General features: G+C 67.5%; 18 protein-coding genes. 9 read left to right on the top strand and 9 right to left on the bottom strand.

Annotation, left to right across the window (positions count from 1 at the left end; translation table 11 throughout):
• Positions 1 to 1,640: autotransporter outer membrane beta-barrel domain-containing protein (locus AC1DS0_RS29695; RefSeq protein WP_476817809.1), on the top strand; the 1,640-nt coding region annotated here is incomplete at its 5' end.
• Positions 1,641 to 1,737: 97 nt separating this feature from the next.
• Positions 1,738 to 1,983 (top strand): hypothetical protein, encoded by a 246-nt coding sequence (locus AC1DS0_RS29690; RefSeq protein WP_476817808.1) that lies wholly within the window; start codon positions 1,738 to 1,740, stop codon positions 1,981 to 1,983.
• Positions 1,984 to 2,068: 85 nt separating this feature from the next.
• On the opposite strand, the gene AC1DS0_RS29685 is transcribed toward AC1DS0_RS29690, so the two are convergent.
• The 7 genes from AC1DS0_RS29685 to AC1DS0_RS29655 form a co-directional block, all read right to left on the bottom strand.
• Positions 2,069 to 3,028 (bottom strand): DUF4432 family protein, encoded by a 960-nt coding sequence (locus AC1DS0_RS29685; RefSeq protein ID WP_476817807.1) that lies wholly within the window; start codon positions 3,026 to 3,028, stop codon positions 2,069 to 2,071.
• Between the two features lie 2 nt (positions 3,029 to 3,030).
• Positions 3,031 to 4,557, bottom strand: a complete 1,527-nt coding sequence (locus AC1DS0_RS29680) for a sulfatase (RefSeq protein WP_476817806.1) — start codon at positions 4,555 to 4,557, stop codon at positions 3,031 to 3,033.
• Positions 4,558 to 4,589: 32 nt separating this feature from the next.
• Positions 4,590 to 5,423 (bottom strand): carbohydrate ABC transporter permease, encoded by an 834-nt coding sequence (locus AC1DS0_RS29675; RefSeq protein ID WP_476817805.1) that lies wholly within the window; start codon positions 5,421 to 5,423, stop codon positions 4,590 to 4,592.
• Complete coding sequence (locus AC1DS0_RS29670) at positions 5,420 to 6,349, bottom strand: carbohydrate ABC transporter permease (RefSeq protein WP_476817804.1); 930 nt, start codon at positions 6,347 to 6,349, stop codon at positions 5,420 to 5,422. Before AC1DS0_RS29670 ends, AC1DS0_RS29675 begins: the two co-directional genes overlap by 4 nt.
• Positions 6,350 to 6,375: 26 nt before the next feature.
• Positions 6,376 to 7,734 (bottom strand): extracellular solute-binding protein, encoded by a 1,359-nt coding sequence (locus AC1DS0_RS29665; RefSeq protein ID WP_476817803.1) that lies wholly within the window; start codon positions 7,732 to 7,734, stop codon positions 6,376 to 6,378.
• A 70-nt stretch (positions 7,735 to 7,804) separates the two neighbouring features.
• Positions 7,805 to 9,355 (bottom strand): CehA/McbA family metallohydrolase domain-containing protein, encoded by a 1,551-nt coding sequence (locus tag AC1DS0_RS29660; protein ID WP_476817802.1) that lies wholly within the window; start codon positions 9,353 to 9,355, stop codon positions 7,805 to 7,807.
• An 84-nt stretch (positions 9,356 to 9,439) separates the two neighbouring features.
• Positions 9,440 to 10,543, bottom strand: coding sequence for a GntR family transcriptional regulator (locus AC1DS0_RS29655; protein ID WP_476817801.1), 1,104 nt, complete (start codon positions 10,541 to 10,543; stop codon positions 9,440 to 9,442).
• 204 nt (positions 10,544 to 10,747) lie between these two features.
• Between AC1DS0_RS29655 and AC1DS0_RS29650 the strand changes: the two genes are divergently transcribed.
• From AC1DS0_RS29650 to AC1DS0_RS29625, 6 genes are all read left to right on the top strand, one after another.
• Positions 10,748 to 11,563, top strand: coding sequence for an ABC transporter ATP-binding protein (locus AC1DS0_RS29650; protein WP_476817800.1), 816 nt, complete (start codon positions 10,748 to 10,750; stop codon positions 11,561 to 11,563).
• Positions 11,560 to 12,351 (top strand): ABC transporter permease, encoded by a 792-nt coding sequence (locus tag AC1DS0_RS29645; protein WP_476817799.1) that lies wholly within the window; start codon positions 11,560 to 11,562, stop codon positions 12,349 to 12,351. The genes AC1DS0_RS29650 and AC1DS0_RS29645 overlap by 4 nt, the downstream gene beginning before the upstream one ends.
• Entirely contained in the window at positions 12,348 to 13,121 is a 774-nt protein-coding gene (locus AC1DS0_RS29640) for an ABC transporter permease (RefSeq protein WP_476817798.1), read from the top strand. Before AC1DS0_RS29645 ends, AC1DS0_RS29640 begins: the two co-directional genes overlap by 4 nt.
• Positions 13,122 to 13,158: 37 nt before the next feature.
• Positions 13,159 to 14,208, top strand: coding sequence for an ABC transporter substrate-binding protein (locus tag AC1DS0_RS29635; protein WP_476817797.1), 1,050 nt, complete (start codon positions 13,159 to 13,161; stop codon positions 14,206 to 14,208).
• Positions 14,209 to 14,284: 76 nt separating this feature from the next.
• Positions 14,285 to 15,349: a Gfo/Idh/MocA family protein gene (locus AC1DS0_RS29630; protein ID WP_476817796.1), complete on the top strand. Its 1,065-nt coding sequence runs from the start codon at positions 14,285 to 14,287 to the stop codon at positions 15,347 to 15,349.
• A complete protein-coding gene (locus tag AC1DS0_RS29625) occupies positions 15,346 to 16,377 on the top strand; it encodes a Gfo/Idh/MocA family protein (RefSeq protein WP_476817795.1) in 1,032 nt (343 codons plus the stop codon). Before AC1DS0_RS29630 ends, AC1DS0_RS29625 begins: the two co-directional genes overlap by 4 nt.
• A 16-nt stretch (positions 16,378 to 16,393) precedes the next feature.
• On the opposite strand, the gene AC1DS0_RS29620 is transcribed toward AC1DS0_RS29625, so the two are convergent.
• On the bottom strand, positions 16,394 to 17,281 hold the full coding sequence (locus AC1DS0_RS29620) for an SDR family oxidoreductase (protein WP_476817794.1): 888 nt from the start codon (positions 17,279 to 17,281) through the stop codon (positions 16,394 to 16,396).
• 112 nt (positions 17,282 to 17,393) lie between these two features.
• Entirely contained in the window at positions 17,394 to 17,687 is a 294-nt protein-coding gene (locus AC1DS0_RS29615; protein ID WP_476817793.1) for a cation:dicarboxylate symporter family transporter, read from the bottom strand.
• Positions 17,688 to 17,715: 28 nt separating this feature from the next.
• On the opposite strand from AC1DS0_RS29615, the gene acnA reads away from it, so the two are divergent.
• Entirely contained in the window at positions 17,716 to 20,361 is a 2,646-nt protein-coding gene (gene acnA, locus AC1DS0_RS29610) for an aconitate hydratase AcnA (protein WP_476817792.1), read from the top strand.

Raw genomic sequence — 20,361 nt, 5'->3', positions numbered from 1 at the left:
TCGAACTGACCGGCGACAGCTCCGGCTTCTCCGGCGCGACCACCGTCTCCGCCGGCACGCTCATCGTCAACGGTTCACTCGGCGGTGGGCTCGAGGTCGAGGCCGGCGCCCGGCTGCAGGGCAGCGGCACCGTCGGCTCGACCACGATCCAGGCAGGCGCCACGATCGCGCCAGGCAACTCGATCGGAACAATCACCGTCGCCGGAGACATCACCTTCGCCGCAGGCTCGACCTATGAAGTCGAGGTCAGCCCGGACGGCAGTGCAAGCGACCTGATCCGCGCCAGCGGCAAGGCGAGGCTGTCCGGTGGCTCGGTGCTCCATCTCGGCGAGGACGGCACCTATTGGGCCAATCAGCGCTACACCATCCTGACGGCGAGCCAGGGGGTGGAGGGCCGCTTCGACGAGGTCAGCTCGCGCTATCTCTTCCTCGACCCGTCGCTGGACTACGGCGCCGACAGCGTCACGCTGACCCTGCTGCGCAACGACCTGGCCTTCGCCGCGCTTGCCCGGACGCGCAACCAGGCGCAGACGGCGCTTGGCCTGGAGAGCCTCGGCGAGGCCAATCCGCTCTGGCTGAGCTTCACGCAATTGCGCGACGGGGACGAGGCCCGGCAGGCCTATGACAGCCTGTCGGGCGAGATCCATGCGTCGGCCAGGACGGTGCTGATCGAAGGCAGCCAGATGATGCGCGGGGCCGTATCCGACCGGATCCGCGCCGCCTTCGACGGGATCGGCGCGCCGCGCATCGCGACGCTGGCCTATGCCTCGGGCAAGGGGACGATGGACAAGGGGGCGATCTCGGCCGCGCCGGCGGAGAGCCTGGCGCTCTGGGCGCGCGGCTTCGGCTCCTGGGGCCAGTCGCGCGGCGATGGCAACGCGGCTTCCCTCACTCGGTCGAGCAATGGGCTTGCCACGGGCTTCGACATCGCGGCGGCGCAGGACGCGCGGATCGGCCTCACCGCCGGCTATTCGCGCGCCAAGTTCGAGGTGGCGCGGCGGATGTCGCGCGGCGAGGCCGACAGCTACCATGTCGGCCTCTATGGCGGTGCCAGCTTCGACCGCCTGCGCCTGACCGGCGCCGTCAGCCATGCCTGGCACGAACTCTCGACGCGGCGCAGCGTCTCCTTCCCCGGCCTCAGTGAGCAGCTCTCGTCCAGGCATGAGGCGCGCAGCATCCAGGCCTTCGGCGAGATCGCCTATCGCTTCGATCTCGGGCCGGCCGCGTTCGAGCCCTTCGCCAATCTCGCCTCTATCAACCTGCGCAGCGATGCCTTCGCCGAGACCGGCGGCGTTGCCGCGCTCTCGGCTCGGGCGCAGACGAGCGCCGTCGCCTTCGCTACGCTCGGCCTGCGCGCGCAGATGCGCTTCGAGCTCGGCAGCCTGCCGGCGCGGCTCGACACCACGCTCGGCTGGCGACGTGCGGCCGGCGACATCACGCCGCTGTCGCTGCAGGGCTTTTCCGGCGGCACGCCATTCTCGATCGCCGGCGTCCCGATCGCACGCGACGCCCTGGTCGTCGGAGCCGGCCTGGCGCTCACCTTGGCCCCAGGCGCCGAGCTCGCCCTCGCCTATGACGCACAACTCGCCCAACACGCCACCGACCACACATTCAACGCCAGACTCGGTGTCAGATTCTGAGCGGCCGCCGGATAGTCATCGTCAATAAGTGACTCGTATTCCAGCGGTTTGGTCGCTAGCGTAGTGGCTGTGAGTTGCGTAGCGATGAGGTGGTGTCATGCCGAACGCCGACGCCGTGATGATCTCGTCTTATGAAGAGCGGAAGGCTGCTGTGCTGCGAGCTGCACAGTTGATCTCATCCTCGAGGGGCTCTGACGGTGAGCGCGAGTTCGAGCTGCTGACCGAGGCTATCGCGGACTTTGACATCCGCCAGGACGCTCTCGGCTACATCGAGATCCCGCCGGCTTTCATGCAGTTCCTGTCCCATGGGCATCAGGGCCGGACGTCGAGCAGCCGTCGCTGAGACGAAGAAGGTTCTTCGGCTGGCAGGGCGCTGGCGGCCCGGAGCGCGCTACCGTACCGGCGGCCTGCGACGGCCAGCGGATGCGTCATGCGGACCCGGGAGGACCGCCGCTTCTCCGGTGATCGGCCACGTTGATGACGATCTCGAACACGCGGCTGCCACCCGGCTTCAGCACGGGCGACGAGGCGTTGCGGCCGTCGTCGCGGCGCCCGATCGAGCAGGGCTCGATCGACATCACGCCGGCGCCCGGCCGCAAATCGCGCCAGAGCTGCAACCAGGGCAGTTCGACGGTGTTCCAGTGAAAGGCGATGGTCGCCGCCTGGCCGTGCACGCTGCAGCTCGCCTGCGCGCTGGTCGCGGGATGCAGCGAGGCCGGCACCATCCCGTCCTCGGGTACAGAGAGCGGGCCCGCCAGGCATTCGCCGTCGAGCTCGATCGTGCTGCCCTCGATCATCGGATAGCCGAGATTGAAATGGTAGAGCGCCATGATCGGGGCGGCCTCGGCGCCGATCACCGTCACCTGGTCGCGAAGGCTGAGCGAGCTACCGCCGATCGGCGCCTCGATCCGCCGCCGCAAGCGATAGCCGAGCCCGCCATGGGCCCAGCAGAGCGCCTCGCCCTCGCAGAACAGCTTCGGCGTGCCTGCGTCCCAATCCTCGCCATAGGCGGTGAGCCGCGCCGGCGTGAACGGAGCTGAGCCGTGCAAAGGACGCCCGTCGGCCGGCTGGCGGATATGGTCGAAGCCGCAGGTGTTGAGGAAGCCGCCGAAGGCCGTGCTGAAGCGCCGCTCCGTGTCGACCGGAGCGCTATCGGGACGGCGCAAACCCGCGGGACTCTGCCAGCCGAGCTGGACGCCGCGCCAGGACAAGGTCGCGATGTCCATCAGCCGCCCGACAGTCACCCAGAAATCGAGCCCGCCCCCGGTCGAGAAGGCCAGGGTCTCGATACCCTCCTCGGGCCCCTCGGCGAGGATGATGCGGCGCACGCTGGCGAACTGCCGGGGATCGGCGGCGAGATGGCGTGGAAAGATCGCCGGCTTGCGCATCGTCAGCCGGCCGCATCCGAGGCGAGATTGATGCGGGCGAAAGCCTCAGGCGGCGCGCCATTGGCCGTCATCAGGCGCCGCATCAGCTCGGCAAGCCGCGCCTCGACGGCCGGGTCGCCCAGGGGCGCTTCCTGCCCCGGATCGGTTGCGAGGTCGTAAATGCGTGTTTCGGATTCCAGCAGCGCTCCGGGACCGTAATTGTTGTACATCGGCGAGCGCTCGATCACCGGCACCTTCAGCAGATTCGCGCCCTTGGTGAAGCCCAGCGGCGGCGAGATCGTCGCGCCCGCCAGCTCCTCCGGCGAGAATGGCGAGAAGATGTGCGTCGGCATCAGCGTGTACTGATAGAGCTCCTGCTTCGACAGGTCCTCCGGGAAGCGGTGATAGGTGTAGCGCCCGTCCGCGACGTTCACCGCGCCGCCGAAATAACCGAACAGCACGCCGTCGCGCAGCGCGGTGCCATCGGCCATGCGGCAGAGCGATATGCCTTCGTTCTCGGCCGGTGGCGTGGCGCCGAACAGATCGAGGAAGGTCGGCGCGAGATCGATCGACTGGGTCAGCGCCTGCGAGCGCGTGCCGGCACGTTCCGGATGGCGGGGATCGTGCAAGAAGAGCGGGATATGGGCGACCTCCTCATAGAGGTTCATCCGGTTCTTCGCCCAGAAATCATGCTCGCCGAGCAGGAAGCCGTGATCGGTGGTGACGACGAGGGCGGTGTCCTTCCACATCTCGTTGGCATCGAACCAGTCGAGGAGCTTCCCGAGCAGGTCGTCGCACATCGCGACGACGGCGTAGTAGTTGGCGCGGAGCTCCTCGCATTCCGCCGGCAATTCATCGACGCGGCCATAGCGCGGCCAGTCGCGGATCGGGCCGTTCCAGCCGGTGTCGAAGGCCTCCTTGAAGCGGGCCGGGGCGGTGAAGGGCTCGTGCGGATCGAAGGTCTCGATCTGCAGCAGCCAGTTGTCGGCGTCCTTGTTGCGCTCGAGGAAGTCGAAGCCCTCGGCGAAGCAGCGCACCGAGGGAAAGTCCTCCTCCGCCTTGATGAATTCGCGGTTGATGATGTTCTGGCCGAAATAGCTGCGGCGCGCGTCGCTGAACTGGCGCGCATGGTATTTCTCGCGCAGCCGCTCCCAATGTGGCTGCACCATCGCCTTCCAGCGATCGCCCTCCTGCCCCCGCACGAACTCGTAGGAATCGTAGCGGTTGTGATAGGTCGCCCCGCCATCCTCCCAATAGTGGAAATGGTCGGTGATCAGGTGGCTATAGGTCCCGGTCTCCTTGTGCAGGATCTCCGGGAAGGCGTTGTCGAAGGGTTCGAGCGGCCCCCAGCTGCGGTGCAGGAAGGTGAGCCGCCCGGTCAGCATGTCGCGCCGCGCCGGCATGCAGGGCAGGCTGCCGACATAGTGCTGGTCGAAGCTGACCGATCGGCGTGCCAGCCGGTCGAAATTCGGCGTCGGCACGCGCTTGCCGCCATAGCAGCCGAGCATGTGGCGGTTCAGCGAATCGAAGAGGACGAATACGGCCTTCACAGTGGTCTCCCGGCTCGGCCTTACCGCGGGCGCTATTTCACGGCGCCTTGGGTCAGGCCTTTGACGATGTAGCGTTGGGCGAAGAGCATCACGATCAAGGCCGGCAGCATGGCGAGGCCGGCGCTGGCCGCCATCTGCGTGTACTGGATCTCGAATTCCTGGGCGAACTTGGCGATCGCGACCGGGACGGTCGCCGTCTGCTTCATCGTCAGCGCCAGCGACACCGCGAACTCGTTCCAGGAGAAGACGAAGGTCAGGACCGAGGTGGCGGCGAGGCCTGGCGCGATCACCGGCAGCACGACGTTCCAGAGCAGGACGGGCGTGGTCGCGCCGTCCATCAGCGCGGCTTCTTCGAGTTCCTTCGGCACCTCGCGCACGAACACGCTCATCAGCCAGATCGCCATCGGCAGATTGAGCGTCGCATGCGCCAGGATCAGGCCGGTGAAGCTGTTCTCCAGCCCGACCATGCGGAGCATGGTGAACCAGGCGCTGGCGAGCGCGACCGGCGGGATCATGTGGAAGACCAGCGTCCAGGCGAGGAAGACCTGCACCACCCAGCGGCGCCAAAGCGTGCGGTTCAGCGAGAAGGCGGCGAGCGTCGCCGCGCCGACGCAGAGCACGGTGCTCGCCACGCCGACGATGATCGAGTTCCGGTAATTGACCAGGAATTCCGAGGTCTTGGAGAACAGTACCTCGTGGAAATTGAAGAGAACAGGCGAGAAGGTGACCTCGCCCATCAGCAGGGATATCTGCGTGCGGAAGCCGGCGGCCACCGTCCAGATCACCGGGACCAGCACGATCGCCGCACTGATCATGAGGGTGGCGTGGATCGGCCAGCCCGAGGAAGCGCGCGACCCGCCACTCATGCCCGGCCCTCCGAGCGGCGGCGCGCCGAGAGCGCCACCACCAGCAGCAGGCAGACCAGGAAGATCACGGTCACCGACATTGCCGAGCCGTAGCCCGCTTTGTCCTCGGTGAAGAAACGCTGATAGAGCGTGAAGCTGATGACCTCGGTCGCCGTGCCCGGCCCGCCCTTGGTCAAGAGATAGACCTCGTCGAAGACCTTGAAGGCGAGGACGAGGCGGAAGGCGAAGGTGACGACGATGGTCGGCACCATCAATGGCAGGGTGACATAGAGCAATTCCTGCCAGGCATTCGCGCCGTCGATCTTCGTGGCCTCGTAGACGTCCTGCGGCAGCGATTCCAGCCCCGCCAGGAAGAGCAGGAAGCAGAACGGCGTCCAGTGCCAGATGTCGACCATGATCACCGAGAGCAGCGCGATCTGGCCATTGCCGAGCCAGTCGACCGGCCCCAGCCCGACCAGGCCGAGGATCTGATTGGCCAGCCCGAAATCATAGTTGAGCATCAGCTTCCAGATCGCGCCGATGACGATGCCGGGGATCAGGATCGGCAGGATGAAGATCGTCCGGTAGAGCACGCGCGCCCGGCTGACCTTGCTGACCAAGAGCGCGAGCGCGAAGCCGAGCAGCATCTGCCCGGTCACCGCCCCGAGCGCGAACAGGCCGGTGTTCCAGAGGCCGGCGCCGAACAGGGCATCGCTGAACAAGGCGCGATAATGGTCGAGCCCGGCCCAGCTGCGCACGGCCCGGCCCTCGGCCCAGGCGATGTTCTGGAAGCTGGTCAGGATGAGCCCGACGAGCGGGATGATGCTGAGCGCCAGCAGCATCATCAAAGCGGGGGCGAGCGTCAGCCAGCGCCAGAGACGCTGGTCGGCACTCTCCGCCTGTCTGGCGACGCCTTGCGCATCGCCCTTCGCCGCGGCTCCCGCCATGCCCCGTTCCCCTCGCCGCCTGGACGTCACTTGAGCGGCTGGAGCCCGCCGGTCTTGTAGGCATACTTCTCCATGATCTTGTGGATCTCGGCGGACATGCCGTTGAGGGCATCGACGCTGCTGATCTCGCCGGCCACGGCCCGGTTGAGCCCGATCTCGAGCACGGCGATGACGTCGTTTGCCTCGGGGAACTGGTAGATGTTGACCGCGTGCGGCAGCGCCTCAGCCAGCGGCTTCATCCAGCGGTATTTGCGCTCTTCGGCGATCGGATCCTTGTAGACGGCGGCGTGGACCGGGATGCCGCCGGCCTTCGCCGTCTCCATCTGGGCGTCCTTGGTCTGGAACCAGCGCAGGAACTCGACCGCGGCGCGCTTGCGGTCATCGGGCACGTTCCGCGAGATGCCGGCGAGCCAGTGTCCCAGGCCCGGCGCGGTCGGCAATCCCGGCTGGGAGGGCGGCGGCGCGAACTCGATCTTGTCGACCACGGCCGACTTGTTCGGATCGTCCATCTGCGACCAGGCGGCGATCACCATCATGATGTGCGCGGCATGGCCGGTCACCATCGCCTGTATGACCTCTGCCTGGTCGGAGGCGGCGGTCTTGGGGTGGCCGACCGTGCGCGCCAGCCGGATGTAGTAGTCGAGCGCCGCGCGCCCCTCGGGCGAGTTCAGCGTCACCGAGTAATCGCCGGCCGACTGGTCCTTGAAGATGCCGCCACCGAACCCGTAGAGGTATGGGTAGAAATCGTAGGCGACGGTATGCGGACCGCGCGCGCCGCGCTGGACGATGCCGTACATGCCCGGCGGCTTGTGGAATTTGGCGGCGTTCGCCTCGAGTTCGGCGAAGGTCTTCGGCACCGACAGCCCGGCCTGCTTGTAGAGGTCACCGCGATAATAGAGCAGCGGGATCAGCGGCGAGACCGGCAGCGACATCAGCTTGCCGTCGGCCGTGACCGTCTTCTTCTGGGCGTTGTAGTAGATGGTGTCGCCGAGCGTGTAGATCTCCGGATCGAGCTTGAAGCTCGGGTCGATGTCGGTGATCGCATCGAGGAATCCGCCGGCATACATCTCGGTGAACCAGCCCGAGTTCATGATCAGGATGTCGTACTGTCCGCGCTGGGCACGGACCGAGTTGCGCTGCTTCTCCAGCGATCCGGCGAAGGGATTGACGTCGAGCTCGACCTTGTTGCCGGTCGCCGCCTCATAGGCCTCGACCGTGCGGCGGAAGCTGGCGAACCAGGGCGACTGGTTCACGACGATGGTGATGGGTGCGAGACCCTTGGCGTAGAGCGGCCGGATGCCGCCGGTACCGAGCGCGGCGCCGAGGCCGGTGGCTCCGATGCCCTTGAGGAGATCGCGTCGCGGCAAGCGAAAGTCGAAGCTCATGTCATCCTCCTGCGAAACCGTTCCACACCAGTCTGCCGTCAGCTTAACGGCTTTCCGTCATCCCGCGCCCTCAGCGGCAGAATATCGGGCTGGCCCAGGCCCACTGGCCGTTGGCCTGACGCATCCGAACATAGACCCAGTCGCCGGACCGCAGCGGTTCGAGCGCGATCTTCCCCTGCCACTGCCATTGATGCGGACGGGGCAGGGGGAAGAGCCTGAAGGCCGGGCTGTCGATCGGGCCGAGATTGCCGGCCAGCGCCCCGGCGAACAGGCGCGCCGCGGTCGCCTCGAAACGCTGGCCATTGGCTTCGAGCACGAGGCGGGCATCGCTGCGCAGCCGCACGCGCGCCGCGATCGCCTGCATGGCCGGCGTCATATTGTTCGGGTTCGACGATGCGGTGATCGAGAAGGCAATCCGGTTGCCGTCGAGCGAGATCTCGTCTTCGTCCTGTCCGTCGGCGTCGCCTTCGAGCGGCGAGACGACCTCATTGCCGCGCAGGCGCGGTTCGACCGAGAGGATCTCGCCACCCTCGACTCGCAGCGATCCGGCCCAATGGTGCTGCCTGCCGCGCGCGCCCCAGCCGAGCTCCAGGACGACGATCGTCTCGAGCTCGGCGCTCTCGCCAACGATCGGGGACGCCTCGACCTCCGGCACCACGCGCCGCACCAGCTCGCCGTTCCGGATGACGTCGATATAGTCGATATGGCCGGGCGCAACGGCTTCGAGGTGGAGAGTCGGATCCGCGCCCGCCTCGACCTCGCCGCCCGGCATCGCTCCGCCGAGCGTGAAGAACAGATGGGCGTTGTCGCCGGTCAGCGCGCCGGTGCGCCGCTGCATGATGGCGTCCCAGAGCGCGCCGCGATCATTGCCGTCGGCATAGACCACGGAGCGGCCATGCCCGTAGGAGCCGGGATAGCCGCTATGATGGTCGGTATTGCCCAGGAAGCCGAAGCGGTGCCCGAGATCGAGCCCGTGCCGCACGGTTGAATTCCCGTCGCTCGGCCCCATCGAATGCAGGAAGGGCCGATCCATGATCGAGGTTTCGGAGCAGCCATGCATGGAGATGATCTCCAGCACCGGCGACAGCTCGGGATCGAGCGAGGCCCAGTTGATGCCGCGTGCGCCGAGCCGGTAGCCGATATGGTGCGGGAAGGCGAAGGCGCCTGCGCCGGCCTCGGCCTGCAGCATCGGCTTCAGCTCTGCCGGGCTGTCCGCCTTGAGGATCGGGCGCGGCGTCAGGTCGCGATAGACGATCGTGTAGTCGCCATGGGCGAAGGAATGGATCTCGTAGCCGGGAAAGACCGTGAAGCGGCCGGGCTCGTCGGCGGCGGCGAGCGTGGCGAAGTGCCCCGGCCAGAGCCTGTCCAGCCGGGCGAAGCCCTTGACGTGGAAATCGACGATATGGGCGACGCTGGCGTCGTCCACCGGCATGTCCGGCCAGTAGGCATGGCCGGTGACCGAGACGAAATCGAGCTGCCGGCGCGCCCGCTTCAGGGCCTGTTCGAGGCTGCCATGCCCGTAGGAGATGCCGCAATGATTGTGCAGGTCGCCGTAAAACGGCCTGACCCCGGCCGCCGAAGCCAGGGGTGACAGCCTTTCCGGAAGGCGCTCGCCAAGCATGCCGTTCCCACCCGCGGTTTTTTCTTATCGAGGGCTCACGCTAGCGTGGGTCAATATATATTGCAATGTACCTCTGCGAAGTCGTCAGGGCTGCTTCGGCTTCGCCGTGCTGCCGCGCACGACCTGGTCGCAATGCAGGTAGACGATCTGCGGCGAGAGCTGCGGCTGCTCGATCCGCCGCCTGATCGTCTCCACCAGCTTCTCAGCCGCCTTCCGCTGCGAGCTGCCCGCGATGGTCATGACGCCGAGATGTTCGCTCGGGACGTCGCGGTGGCCGAGCACGACCACGCTCAGATCGTTCGGCCAGTCGATTCCAAGCCGCTGCAGGCCCTGGGTGACGCCCAGCGTGTCGGAGATGCCGAGCGTCAGCAGCGCCGTGAACGGCAATCTGCCATCGTCGGACAGGAGCGGCGTCAGCGTATCGGCGACAGCATCGAGCACGCTGTGGCTGGGGTGCTGGACCCGTTCGAGCACGATGGGGGGATGGAAGCTGAAGCGCCCCCGCTCGATCGCCGCGTGGCGGCCGAAGGCGCGCCGCGCCGCCAGGATCGGCTGGGCCATGGTGTTGATCGAGACCAGGCCGAAGGAGCGGTGCCCGAGATCGACCAATTGGCGTAGCGCCATCTCGAGCGCGTCCTCCCAATCGGTGCCGATACGGTCGATATCGACGCCGGAGACGGTATGGCCGTCGACGACCAGCGCCTTCGCCTTCTGCTGCAGCAGATGGAGCAGGCGGATCGGGATGCTCTCGTAATGCGACTGCAGCACGACCGCGTCGAAGTTCGGGATCGAATTGAGGATCTCCAGCAGGTGGTCGGTGTGGTGGTAGGAGATCTGCACCACCTTGGCATCCTGCCGCGACATCTCCTCGACGATGTAGTTCTGAACCAGGGCGCAGCGCTCGTTCATGCTGGCGTTCGACAGGATGAGAAGGCTGTCGAGCCCAGTGTTGCGGCCGCTCTCGCTGGGGCGCGGCGCGCTGCTGCGGGTGACATAGGTGCCGCGCCCGACCTGAGAGACGAGCAGGCCCTCGCCCTTCAGCTGGTCGAGCGCTTCCTGGACGGTTGCCTGGCTGACCTGATGCTTCTTCATCAGGTCGCGCACGGTGGGCAGGCGCGCACCATCCTCGAGCCGCTCGATCATCTCGGAGAGCGTCCTCAGGACGATGTTCGCCGATCCGTTGCGCATGGGTCCCTCTCGACAGCCTCCCGATGCGACGGCGCCGAAGTGTTCTGGCCGCATACAATCGCCACCAGCGCGCTGCAACCGCAGATACCGGTTTCGACTCGCTGCTGACATCATACGCGCTGAAATACAAATTGCACTTTACAATTTGCCTCCTTGCATTAGCCTGACCTCAGGGCCGGCTCGAAGACCGGGGGAGGAGTGCCGATGAGCTGCGCCGGCAATGTTTCGATGCGCGAGCCGGACGCGGCGCCGCACGCCCGCCATGCGGCCCGCTCGCCCTTCATCCGCATCGAGGCCGTGCACAAGACCTTCGCCGCGCGTCAGGGCGACGAGCTCACCGTCCTCGACAGCATCGACCTCGACATCGCCGAGAACGAGTTCGTCTCCCTGATCGGCCGCAGTGGGTGCGGCAAGACCACGCTGCTCAACATCATCGCCGGCCTCGACGCCGCGACCTCCGGCCGGATCGCGATCGGCGGCCGGCCGGTGACCGGCCCCGGCCAGGGGCAGGGCGTCGTCTTCCAGCAGCATGCGCTGTTCCCCTGGCTCACGGCGCTCGGCAACGTCTCCTTCGGCTTCCGCAAGGCCGGTCTGTCGCGCGACGAGCGCCGCGAGCGCAGCCTGGAACTGCTGCGCCTCGTCGGGCTGGAGGCGGCGGCGAACAAATATCCGCGCGAGATGTCCGGCGGCATGCAGCAGCGCGTGTCGATCGCCCGTGCGCTCGCGCTCGATCCGCAGATCCTGCTGATGGACGAGCCCTTCGGCGCGCTCGACGAGTTGACCCGCATCGAGTTGCAGCAGGAGCTACTGCGCATCTGGCAGGCGCGGCGCAAGACAGTGGTCTTCGTCACCCATTCGATCGACGAAGCCCTGATGCTGTCCGACCGGATCGTGCTGCTCGCGCCCAATCCCGGCCGGATCCAGCGGATCTTCAAGGTGCCGATGCCGCGCCCGCGTTCGCGCACCGAGCCGGCCTTCAACGCGCTCTACGACGAGATCTGGAGCGAATTGTCGTCATGAACGCCCGGCTCGCCCGCGCCGCCAGCTCGCTCGCGGTCATCGCCGTGCTGCTCGCGGCCTGGGAGCTTGCGGTCGGCTATGGCCTGCTCAAGGCCTATCAGTTTCCGCCGCCAAGCAAGATCGCCCGGGGCTTCGTCGAATTGTCGCTGACCGGCTTCCCCACCGGCGTCTCGCTCTGGACCCATGCCGGCGTGACGATCTGGCGCGTGCTGCAAGGCTATGTCGCGGCCATCCTGCTCGCCGTGCCGCTTGGCCTGCTGATCGGCGCCCTGCCGGTGCTCGACAAGCTGAGCGCTCCGCTCATCGTGTTCTGCCGTTCGGTCGCGACGCTGAGCCTATTGCCGCTCGTCATCGTCTGGTTCGGCGCGGGCGAGCTGACCAAGGTCGTGCTGATCGGCTATGGCTGCTTCTGGACCATGCTGTCCAACGTCATCGTCGGCGTCCGCTACGTCGATCCTGTGCTGGTCAGAGCAGCGCGCTCCTTCGGGCTGCAGGGCCCGGGGCTCTATCGCGAGGTCGTGTTGCCGGCGGCTCTGCCGCGCATCTTCGCCGGCGCGCGCATGGCGCTCGGCGTCGGCTTCATGGTCATCGTCGGCGCCGAGATGATCGGCACGATCCAGGGCCTGGGCGCCCTGATCATGGAAGCCCGCACCTTCTATCGCAGCGAGATCACCATCGTCGGCATGCTGGTGATCGGCCTGCTCGGCTTCCTGATCTCCAGCGGGCTCGCCGGGCTCGAACGTGTCCTCATGCCCTGGGCCGGCAATCTCGACCAGGTGCGGCGATGAGCGCGAGCACGCTTCGCAGCGGCGATCTCGCGCTCGGCGTCATCGGCACGCTGGCCGTGATCCTGTTCTGGGAAGCGGCGGTACACACGGACTTGATCGACAGGGCGGTGTTCCCGAGCCCGTCACTTGCCATCGCCGCCGCCACCGAGCGCCTGACGGCGCGCCAGCTCGGCGAGAATCTGTCCTGGAGCTTGGCCCGGGTCTTCTCCGGCTTTGCCCTCGGGGCGCTCGCCGGCGTCGTGGTCGGCATCCTCGCCGGCTGGTATCGCCGCTTCGGCCTGCTGGTCAGCCCGCTGATCGAGCTGCTGCGGCCGATCCCACCGCTCGCCTGGATCCCGCTGGCCATCATCTGGTTCGGCCTCGGCGAGCCCTCCAAGTTCTTCATCATCTTCCTCGGCGCCTTCTTCCCGGTCGTCACCGCCGCCTATCAGGGCATGCGCAGCGTCGATCCGATGCTGCTGCGCGCCGGCCAGACCATGGGCCTGTCGGGCGTGCCGCTGCTCCTGCGCGTCGCGATCCCCGCCGCCGCGCCCGATCTCGCGACGGGGCTGCGCATCGGCTGGGGCCTGAGCTTCGGCGTGCTCGTCGCCGCCGAGCTGATCGCGGCCGACAGGGGGCTCGGCTACATGATCATCGCCGAGCGCAATGCCGGCGGATCGGTCGGCGTCATCATCGTCGGCATCCTGCTGATCGGCGCCCTGAATCTGCTGACCGACGCTGCCATCGGCGTGGCGATCCGGCATTGGGTCGGCCGCTGGCACGGCAGCTAGAGGCGACTATCCAGAAGCAGAAAAAGGGGAGGTTCGAATGACGGCATTTCCTAGATGTTTGCGGACTGTAGCGCTCGCCGGGCTGCTGACGCTGGCCGGCCTGCTGCCGGCGGCGGCGCAGAAGATCGAGACCGACAAGCTCTCGATCAGCATCGGGCCGGACCTGCCCTTCCTCGTCCATATCGTCGCGAAGGAGAAAGGCTGGTTCACCGAGGCCGGCTTCAAGACCGTCGAGTTCAAGACCTTCGCATCGGGCAACCTCGCCGGCGAAGCGCTGCTCGCCGACCAGATCCAGCTCTGGACGCCTGGCAACCTGCCGCCGGTCTCGATGGCGCATAACGGCGTGCCGGTGGTCATCCTCGGCACCAATGCCGTCAGCCACGGCCTGGAGAAGATCGTCGTCCGCAAGGACGCCGGCGTCGAGAACCCGGAGGACCTCTACAAGGTCAGGCTCGGCCTGCTGGTGAGCTCGACCTCCGGCGCGCTGCTCGACAATGTCGCCAAGCGCTACGGGCTCGATGCGAGCAAGATCAAGACCGTCAACCTGGCCCCGCCGGAAGCGATGGCGGCGATGGCCAGCAACGAGATCCAGGGCATGGTCTTCTGGGAGCCGTTCCCGTACCGCGCCGTCAAGGAGCAAGGCGCCAGGATCGTCCATAGCGGCACGACCAGCTATTTCGCCAAGAACAAGGGCGAGGCCGCGCCTGTCTCCAACAACCGGACGATCTGGGTCGCCTCGCAGGACTGGGTGCGCAAGAACCCGAATGCGGCGAACGCCCTGGTCAAGTTGCTGCTCAAGGCGCAGGCCTATGTCGCCGACCCCGCCAACAAGACGGAGGTGATCAAGATCTTCTCGGATGTCCAGAAGCAACCGGCCGAGATGAACGAGGCGCTGCTCGCCGACTACAGCTTCGGCTCGAAAGTCGACCAGGCCTATGTCGACGACATGGCGGCGATCGTCGGCTTCCTGAAGGCGACCAATCGCATCCCCGGCCAGCCCATCGACGCGCTGACCTACACCTACACGGCCCCGCTGAAGGCGGTGGATCCGGCTCTGGTCGCGATCGAGGGCCGATGGAAGCCCTGATTGCCGGATGGGGCGGCCTTCTCCTCAAGGCCGCCTCGCTCACCTCTCCTGCACCGACGTCTTTGCGCGAGGCATCATGAACCGCTCCCCGTCGGACAAGGTCGCTGTCGCGCTGATCGGCGCGGGCTTCATCGCCGACTACCATGTCGGCGGTCTCAGGGCCGCGGGCGGGGCCGAGATCGAGGCCCTCGTCGGGCGGCGGCGCGACGCTGCCGAAGCGCGCGCCGCCGCGCTCGGCATCGCCCGCGTCGAGACCGATTACCGGGCGGTGCTCGACGATCCCGCGATCGACGCTGTCGTCATCGCCTCGCCCGACAACACCCATGAGCGCATCGCCATCGATGCGCTCGCCGCCGGCAAGGCCGTGCTGCTGCAGAAGCCGATGGCGCTCGACAGCGGGCAATGCCGGGCGATCCTGGCGGCCGCGGCGCAGTCTTCGGCACCGCTGACCGTCAGCTTCATGCACCGCTACTTTCCGGAGGTGCTCTGGCTGCGCGAACAGCTGGCGAGCGGTAGGCTCGGCGCGGTTCATTCGCTACGATTGCGCAACGCCACGCCCGGCGCCGACTGGGCCGATTGGTTCTTCCGGCCCGGCGAGGTCTCGGGCGGGGTCGTGATGCAGCTCGGCGTGCACGGGATCGACCTCTGCCGCCATCTCTTCGGCGAGATCGGCGATGTCGAGGCGCGCGCGCGGACCGCGCGGCCGGAGCGGCGATTGGCCGATGGCCGCATCGTCCGCACCGCACTGGAGGACACCGTCGCCGCGACCTATGGCCTGGCGGACGGCGCGATCGCCAGCCATGAGATGAGCTATACCGAGCGGGCGGGCTGCGACCGCTTCCGGCTCGAACTCTACACCGACGCCGGCACGGTCTTCCTGCGCACGGAGCGGGGTCCGGCTGCGCTCTTCGCGCCCGAGCTGACCGGCGAGAAGGCCTGGGTCGCACCGCCGCTCGTCGATGCACCGCTCGGACAGGCCCATCACCGCCACTGGCTCGATGTGGTGCGTGGCCTCGCGCCGGCTGATGGTACCGCCGAGGCAGGCCTGCGCTCGGTCGAGGTTGCCGAGGCGATCTATCAGGCGGCGCGAACCGGGCAGCGTGTGCCGGCCGCGCCCACAGCACCAAAGGAACCGAGATGAGCCTGCGGATCGCGATCCTGGGGGTCGCTCACTACCACGCTAATTTCTGGACCCAGGCCTTCCTGAAGAGCGAGGGCGTCACGGTCGCTGGCGCCTTCGATGCCGATCCCGCGCGTCTGGAGCCCTTCGCGCGACAGCACGGCATCGCTGCTGTCGCCGACCTCGCAACGCTGCTCTCCAAGAGCGATGCGGCTGCGATCTGCTCGGAGACCGTGAACCATCCGGAGCTGGTCCGCGCCGCCGCGGAGAGGGGTCTGCCGGTCCTTTGCGAGAAACCGCTTGGCGCCACCATGGAGCACTGCGACGCCATCGCCGCGATCGTCGGCGAGAGCGGCATCCGCTTCATGCAGAGCTTCCCCAAGCGCTTCGATCCGGTGAACCACGAGATCGCCGGCCTGCTGCGTGACGGTGTTGTCGGCCGCGTCACGCTGGTGCGCATCCGGCACGGGCACAGCCACGGCTTCGACCCGAATTTTCGCAAGGGCTGGTTCGTCGATCCCGCGCAATCGGGCGGTGGTACACTGCTCGACGAAGGCGTCCACGCCGCCGACTTCCTGCACTGGCTGTTCGGGATGCCGGTCAGCGCCTATGCGACGACCTCGTCCGACACCTTCGGCCTGCCGGTCGAGGACACTGCCGCGGCGGTCTTCCGCTACGGGAACGGGATGATCGCCGAGGTCACGACGAGCTGGGCTTTCGCCGCCGCGGACACCTCCATCGAGATCTACGGCACGGAGGGCACCATCCTGCTCGGCGGCGTCGACATCGCCTCGCGCCCGACGCGCGAGAGCGAGTTCCTCAGGGTCTTCCGCCGCGAACCAGGCGGCGGCAGCTGGGCCTCATCGCCGACGGTGCCGCATTTCAAGACCGGCGTCTTCCACGAGCATGTCGCCTGGGCCTTCGTCAAAGCCCTCAAGGAGGGCGGGCCGATGCCGGTCACGCTGGACGATGGCCGTCATGCCTTCGCGATGATCGATGCGGCCTATCGCTCGGTGCGCTCCGGCCGTGCCGAGCCGGTCAAGGCCTGAACGGAAAGACGAGTTCCTATTCCGAAACCTGACGGTCGGTGAAAGTTCCGACCTGCGTCGCCGCGATACGCCAATCGAGCTCGCCGCCGAAGAGCTCCGCGGCCAGGCTGGAGTCGAGGGCGCTGTAATGGGGCCGGATGACCGAGGAGCCGAGGTCGCTCATCGGGACTGGAACCAGCTCCGGCGTCCGCCGTCCGGCGAGGCGAAGCGCCTCGAAGGCCGTGGCGACCCAGTCGGCCCGCGACACGGCCGGCGAGCCGGCGAGATGGAGCAGGCGCGGGATGGGCTCTTTTGCCGTCATGCGCTCAGCCAGGGACAGCAGCCGCCCGGCGAGCGGACCGATCGGCGTCGGCGAGCCGATCTGATCGCGGGCGATCCTGACGCTATCGTCCTGCCCGCGCAGGAGATGGGCGATGAAGTCCTTGCCATCGCCGAACAGCCAGGCGACCCGGGCGACGCAGACGTCCCCACCGGCGGCGAGAGCCTGTCGCTCGGCCTCTGCCTTCAACTGGCCGTACCTATTGACCGGCGACACAGGATCCGTTTCTCGCCATGGGCGATCCGTCGGGGCGCCGAAGACGTAATCCGTCGACAGGTGGATGAACGGTGTTCCGGCCTCGGAGCAGGCATGCGCCATATGGCCGGGTGCCAGCGCGTTGACGGCGTGTGCTCGCTCGGGCGCGCGCTCGCAGGCCTCGAGGGCGCTGATCGCCGCCGCATTGATGACGACGTCCGGTTTCAGCCTCGCAAGCGCAGCCTGAAAGGCAAAGGCATCCGAGATGTCGAGTTCGGCGCGCGACAGGGCCTGTACACGATCCCCGCCGACGAGCGACAGCACGCTGGCAAGCCGGCCGCTTCCGCCGCTGACGAGAATGCGGATATCGGACTGTCGTCCCTCGGTCATCGACTTTCAGTCCCAAGCCTGGCGATCGTGAATCAGGTCCCGGACGGCAATGTCGAGCAAGCCTCCCCGGAGTGGCAATCACGGCGGGTATGACCCCACACCCGCTAAATGTTCATAGCGCATGTCTGCGCTCGGGGAGGAGACGTTCGATATCGGGGATCGGAATCTCCGCGATCGGGGCGAGCTTCATGATCACGTTGATCGCGCCGAAGACGAGATGCGCGCCGGCGTCGATGACGTCGCGGACAGGCCTGGCGTGCTCGCCGAGATGCGAGAGCACATAGCCGAACAGGATCGAGATCAGCACCACCGGCAGGATGTCGCCTTTGGCGAAGGCGTCGACGACTGTGCCGGGGATGACGTCGAGCAGGAGCTCAACAGGTTGCGCGTCGATCTTATATTGCATTTTATATCTTCTATATGCAATATGCATCATGCTTCGGTTCTCAGCGATCTCTGCAGTCGGGAATGCAATCCGGGTAGACGCCGCCGGCTTGGTCGGTTCCGAGTACGCTCGCCTGCCGCACATCTTCCGCATACTGGCCGAGAACGTCGCCCGAAACGCGTCCTCCTCGGTGGAGCGCGATGCGGCCATCGCAGCGATCCGCGACTGGCTGAAGGCCGGGACGAGCAGCGCGGAGATCGCCTTTCAGCCATCGCGGGTGCTGATGCACGATACGACGTGCACGCCGGCTCTGGTCGACATCGCCGGGATGCGTGACGCGCTTGCGGAAGCCGGCGGCGACCCTGGGGCGCTCAGCCCTGTCCTGCCGGTCGACGTCTCCGTCGATCATTCGCTCGGCGTCGACGTCTCGGCTGCGCCGGGTGCCGCCGACCTCAACAAGGAGCGCGAATACCGCCGCAACGGCGAGCGCTACCGATTCCTGAAATGGGCGACGCAGGCGATGCGCGGCGTGCGGGTGAATCCGCCCGGCACCGGCATCATGCACACGATCAACCTCGAGCAGCTCGCAACGGTCGTCGGCACGACCGTGATCGAGGGACACACGGTTGCCGTGCCCGATACGCTGATCGGGACCGACAGCCATACGCCGATGATCAACGGGATCGGCGTGCTGGCCTGGGGCGTTGGCGGGCTCGAGGCCGAAAGCGTGATGTTCGGCATGCCGGTGATGATGCGGCTGCCCGACGTGATCGGCGTGCGCCTCGAGGGCCGGCTGCGAGAGGGCGTGCTCGCGACGGATTTGGCGCTCACCGTCACGCAGCTCCTGCGCGAGCGCGGGGTGACCGGGGCTTTCGTTGAGTTCTTCGGAACCGGAGTTTCGAGCCTGTCGGCGGGCGAACGCGCGGTCGTCGCGAACATGACGCCCGAATTCGGAGCATCGACAGCCTTCTTCCCGATTGACGAGCGCACGCTCGCCTATCTGAGCCAGACCGGCCGTGACGCACGGGCCGTCGCGCTGGTCGAAGCCTACGCCAGGGAGCAGGGGCTGTGGTTCGACCCGGCCGCCGAGCCGGGCTTCACCGACACCGTGGCGCTTGATCTCGGGACGGTCGAGACGAGCCTCGCCGGCCCCTTCCGGCCGCAGGACCGGCTGCCGCTCTCCGGCGTGCCGGCGGCGCTGGGCGTGCTTCCGCAGCCGACGAAGCTGGCGGAGGGTTTGCCACGCCATCCGGTCGCGATCGCCGCGATCACGAGCTGCACCAACACCAGCGACCCGCGCCTGCTCGTCGCGGCAGGGCTGGTGGCGCGCAAGGCCCGCGCGCTCGGCCTTCTTCCGCCGCCCTGGGTCAAGACCTCGCTTGCTCCGGGCTCGCCGGCGGCCGAGCGTTTCCTGCGCCGCTCCGGCCTCCTCGACGATCTCGAATCTCTCGGCTTCGGGATCGTCGGCTATGGCTGCACCACCTGCATCGGCAATTCGGGGCCGCTGCTTCCGGTGATGGAGCAGGCAGTCTCGGTCGGTGAGACGCTTCCGGTCGCGATCCTCTCGGGCAATCGCAACTTCCCCGGACGCGTCCATGGCCAGGTTGAGGCCGGCTTCCTCGCCTCGCCGCCACTCGTCGTCGCCTATGCCCTCGCAGGGGACGCGACGCGCGACCTCTCACGCGACGCGATCGGCCGGGCCGGCGACATTGCAATCCACCTGTCCGACCTCTGGCCATCGGGCGAGGAGATCGATGCAGCTTTGGCTGCCGGGCTCGATCGCGGCGACTTCCGTGACGCGTTCGCGCACGCCTCCGCCGATCCGAACTGGGCCGGGCTCGACGCGCCGTCGACGCCGCGTTTCCCGTGGGACCCGTCGTCGACCTATCTGCGCCGACCCCCTTTCGCCCGTGCCGACGCGCCCATCTCCCTTGGCCGGTTCAGCGCCCACCCGATCCTGGTTCTCGGCGACGACATCACCACCGATCATATCTCGCCCGCCGGGCAGACCCCTGCTGCGAGCCAAGCGGGGCGGTGGCTGATCCAGAATGGCGAGAACCCGCGCGACCTCAACGTCTACGCCTCGCGGCGTGGCAATTGGGAGGTCATGCTGCGCGGCCTGTTCACCAACCGCACGGTGCTCAACCGGCTGGAACCCGACCTCCCGCCGGGATCGACCCGGCACGTGGCCAGCGGCGAGGTGCTGCCGCTCTGGGTCGCCGCGGAGCGCTATCGTGCGGCGGGCGAAGCCATCGTGATCGTTGCAGGCGAGCGCTATGGCACGGGCTCCTCGCGCGACTGGGCGGCGAAGGGCCTCGGCCTGCTCGGCGTCCGCGCCGTGCTCGCGGCGAGCTTCGAGCGCATCCACCGTTCGAACCTGATCGGTATGGGCATCCTGCCGCTCACCTTCGACGATGCCGCGCAAGACGCCGGCCTGTCGCTCCGGCCAGGCGATCGCATCGAGATCGCGATGCCCGAGAGCCTGCTCGTGCCGCGTCTCGCGACGCAGGTCGTGCTCGCGCGCGCGGGCGGCGAGCGTCTGTCGATCCCGATGCACCTTGCGGTCGAGACGGAACTCGAATGCGAGACGCTGCGCGCCGGCGGCATGCTGCCGCTGATCCTGCGGCGCTTCCTGCCCGATCACGGAGATCACCCGCCGGGTGAAGACGATGCGAGCGAACGCCGCCACGCCTGA

It is taken from the genome of Allobosea sp. P4_H5 (assembly GCF_056400825.1).
Note: the sequence above shows the minus strand (reverse complement) of the source record. Positions and strands in the feature narration are given on the sequence as shown.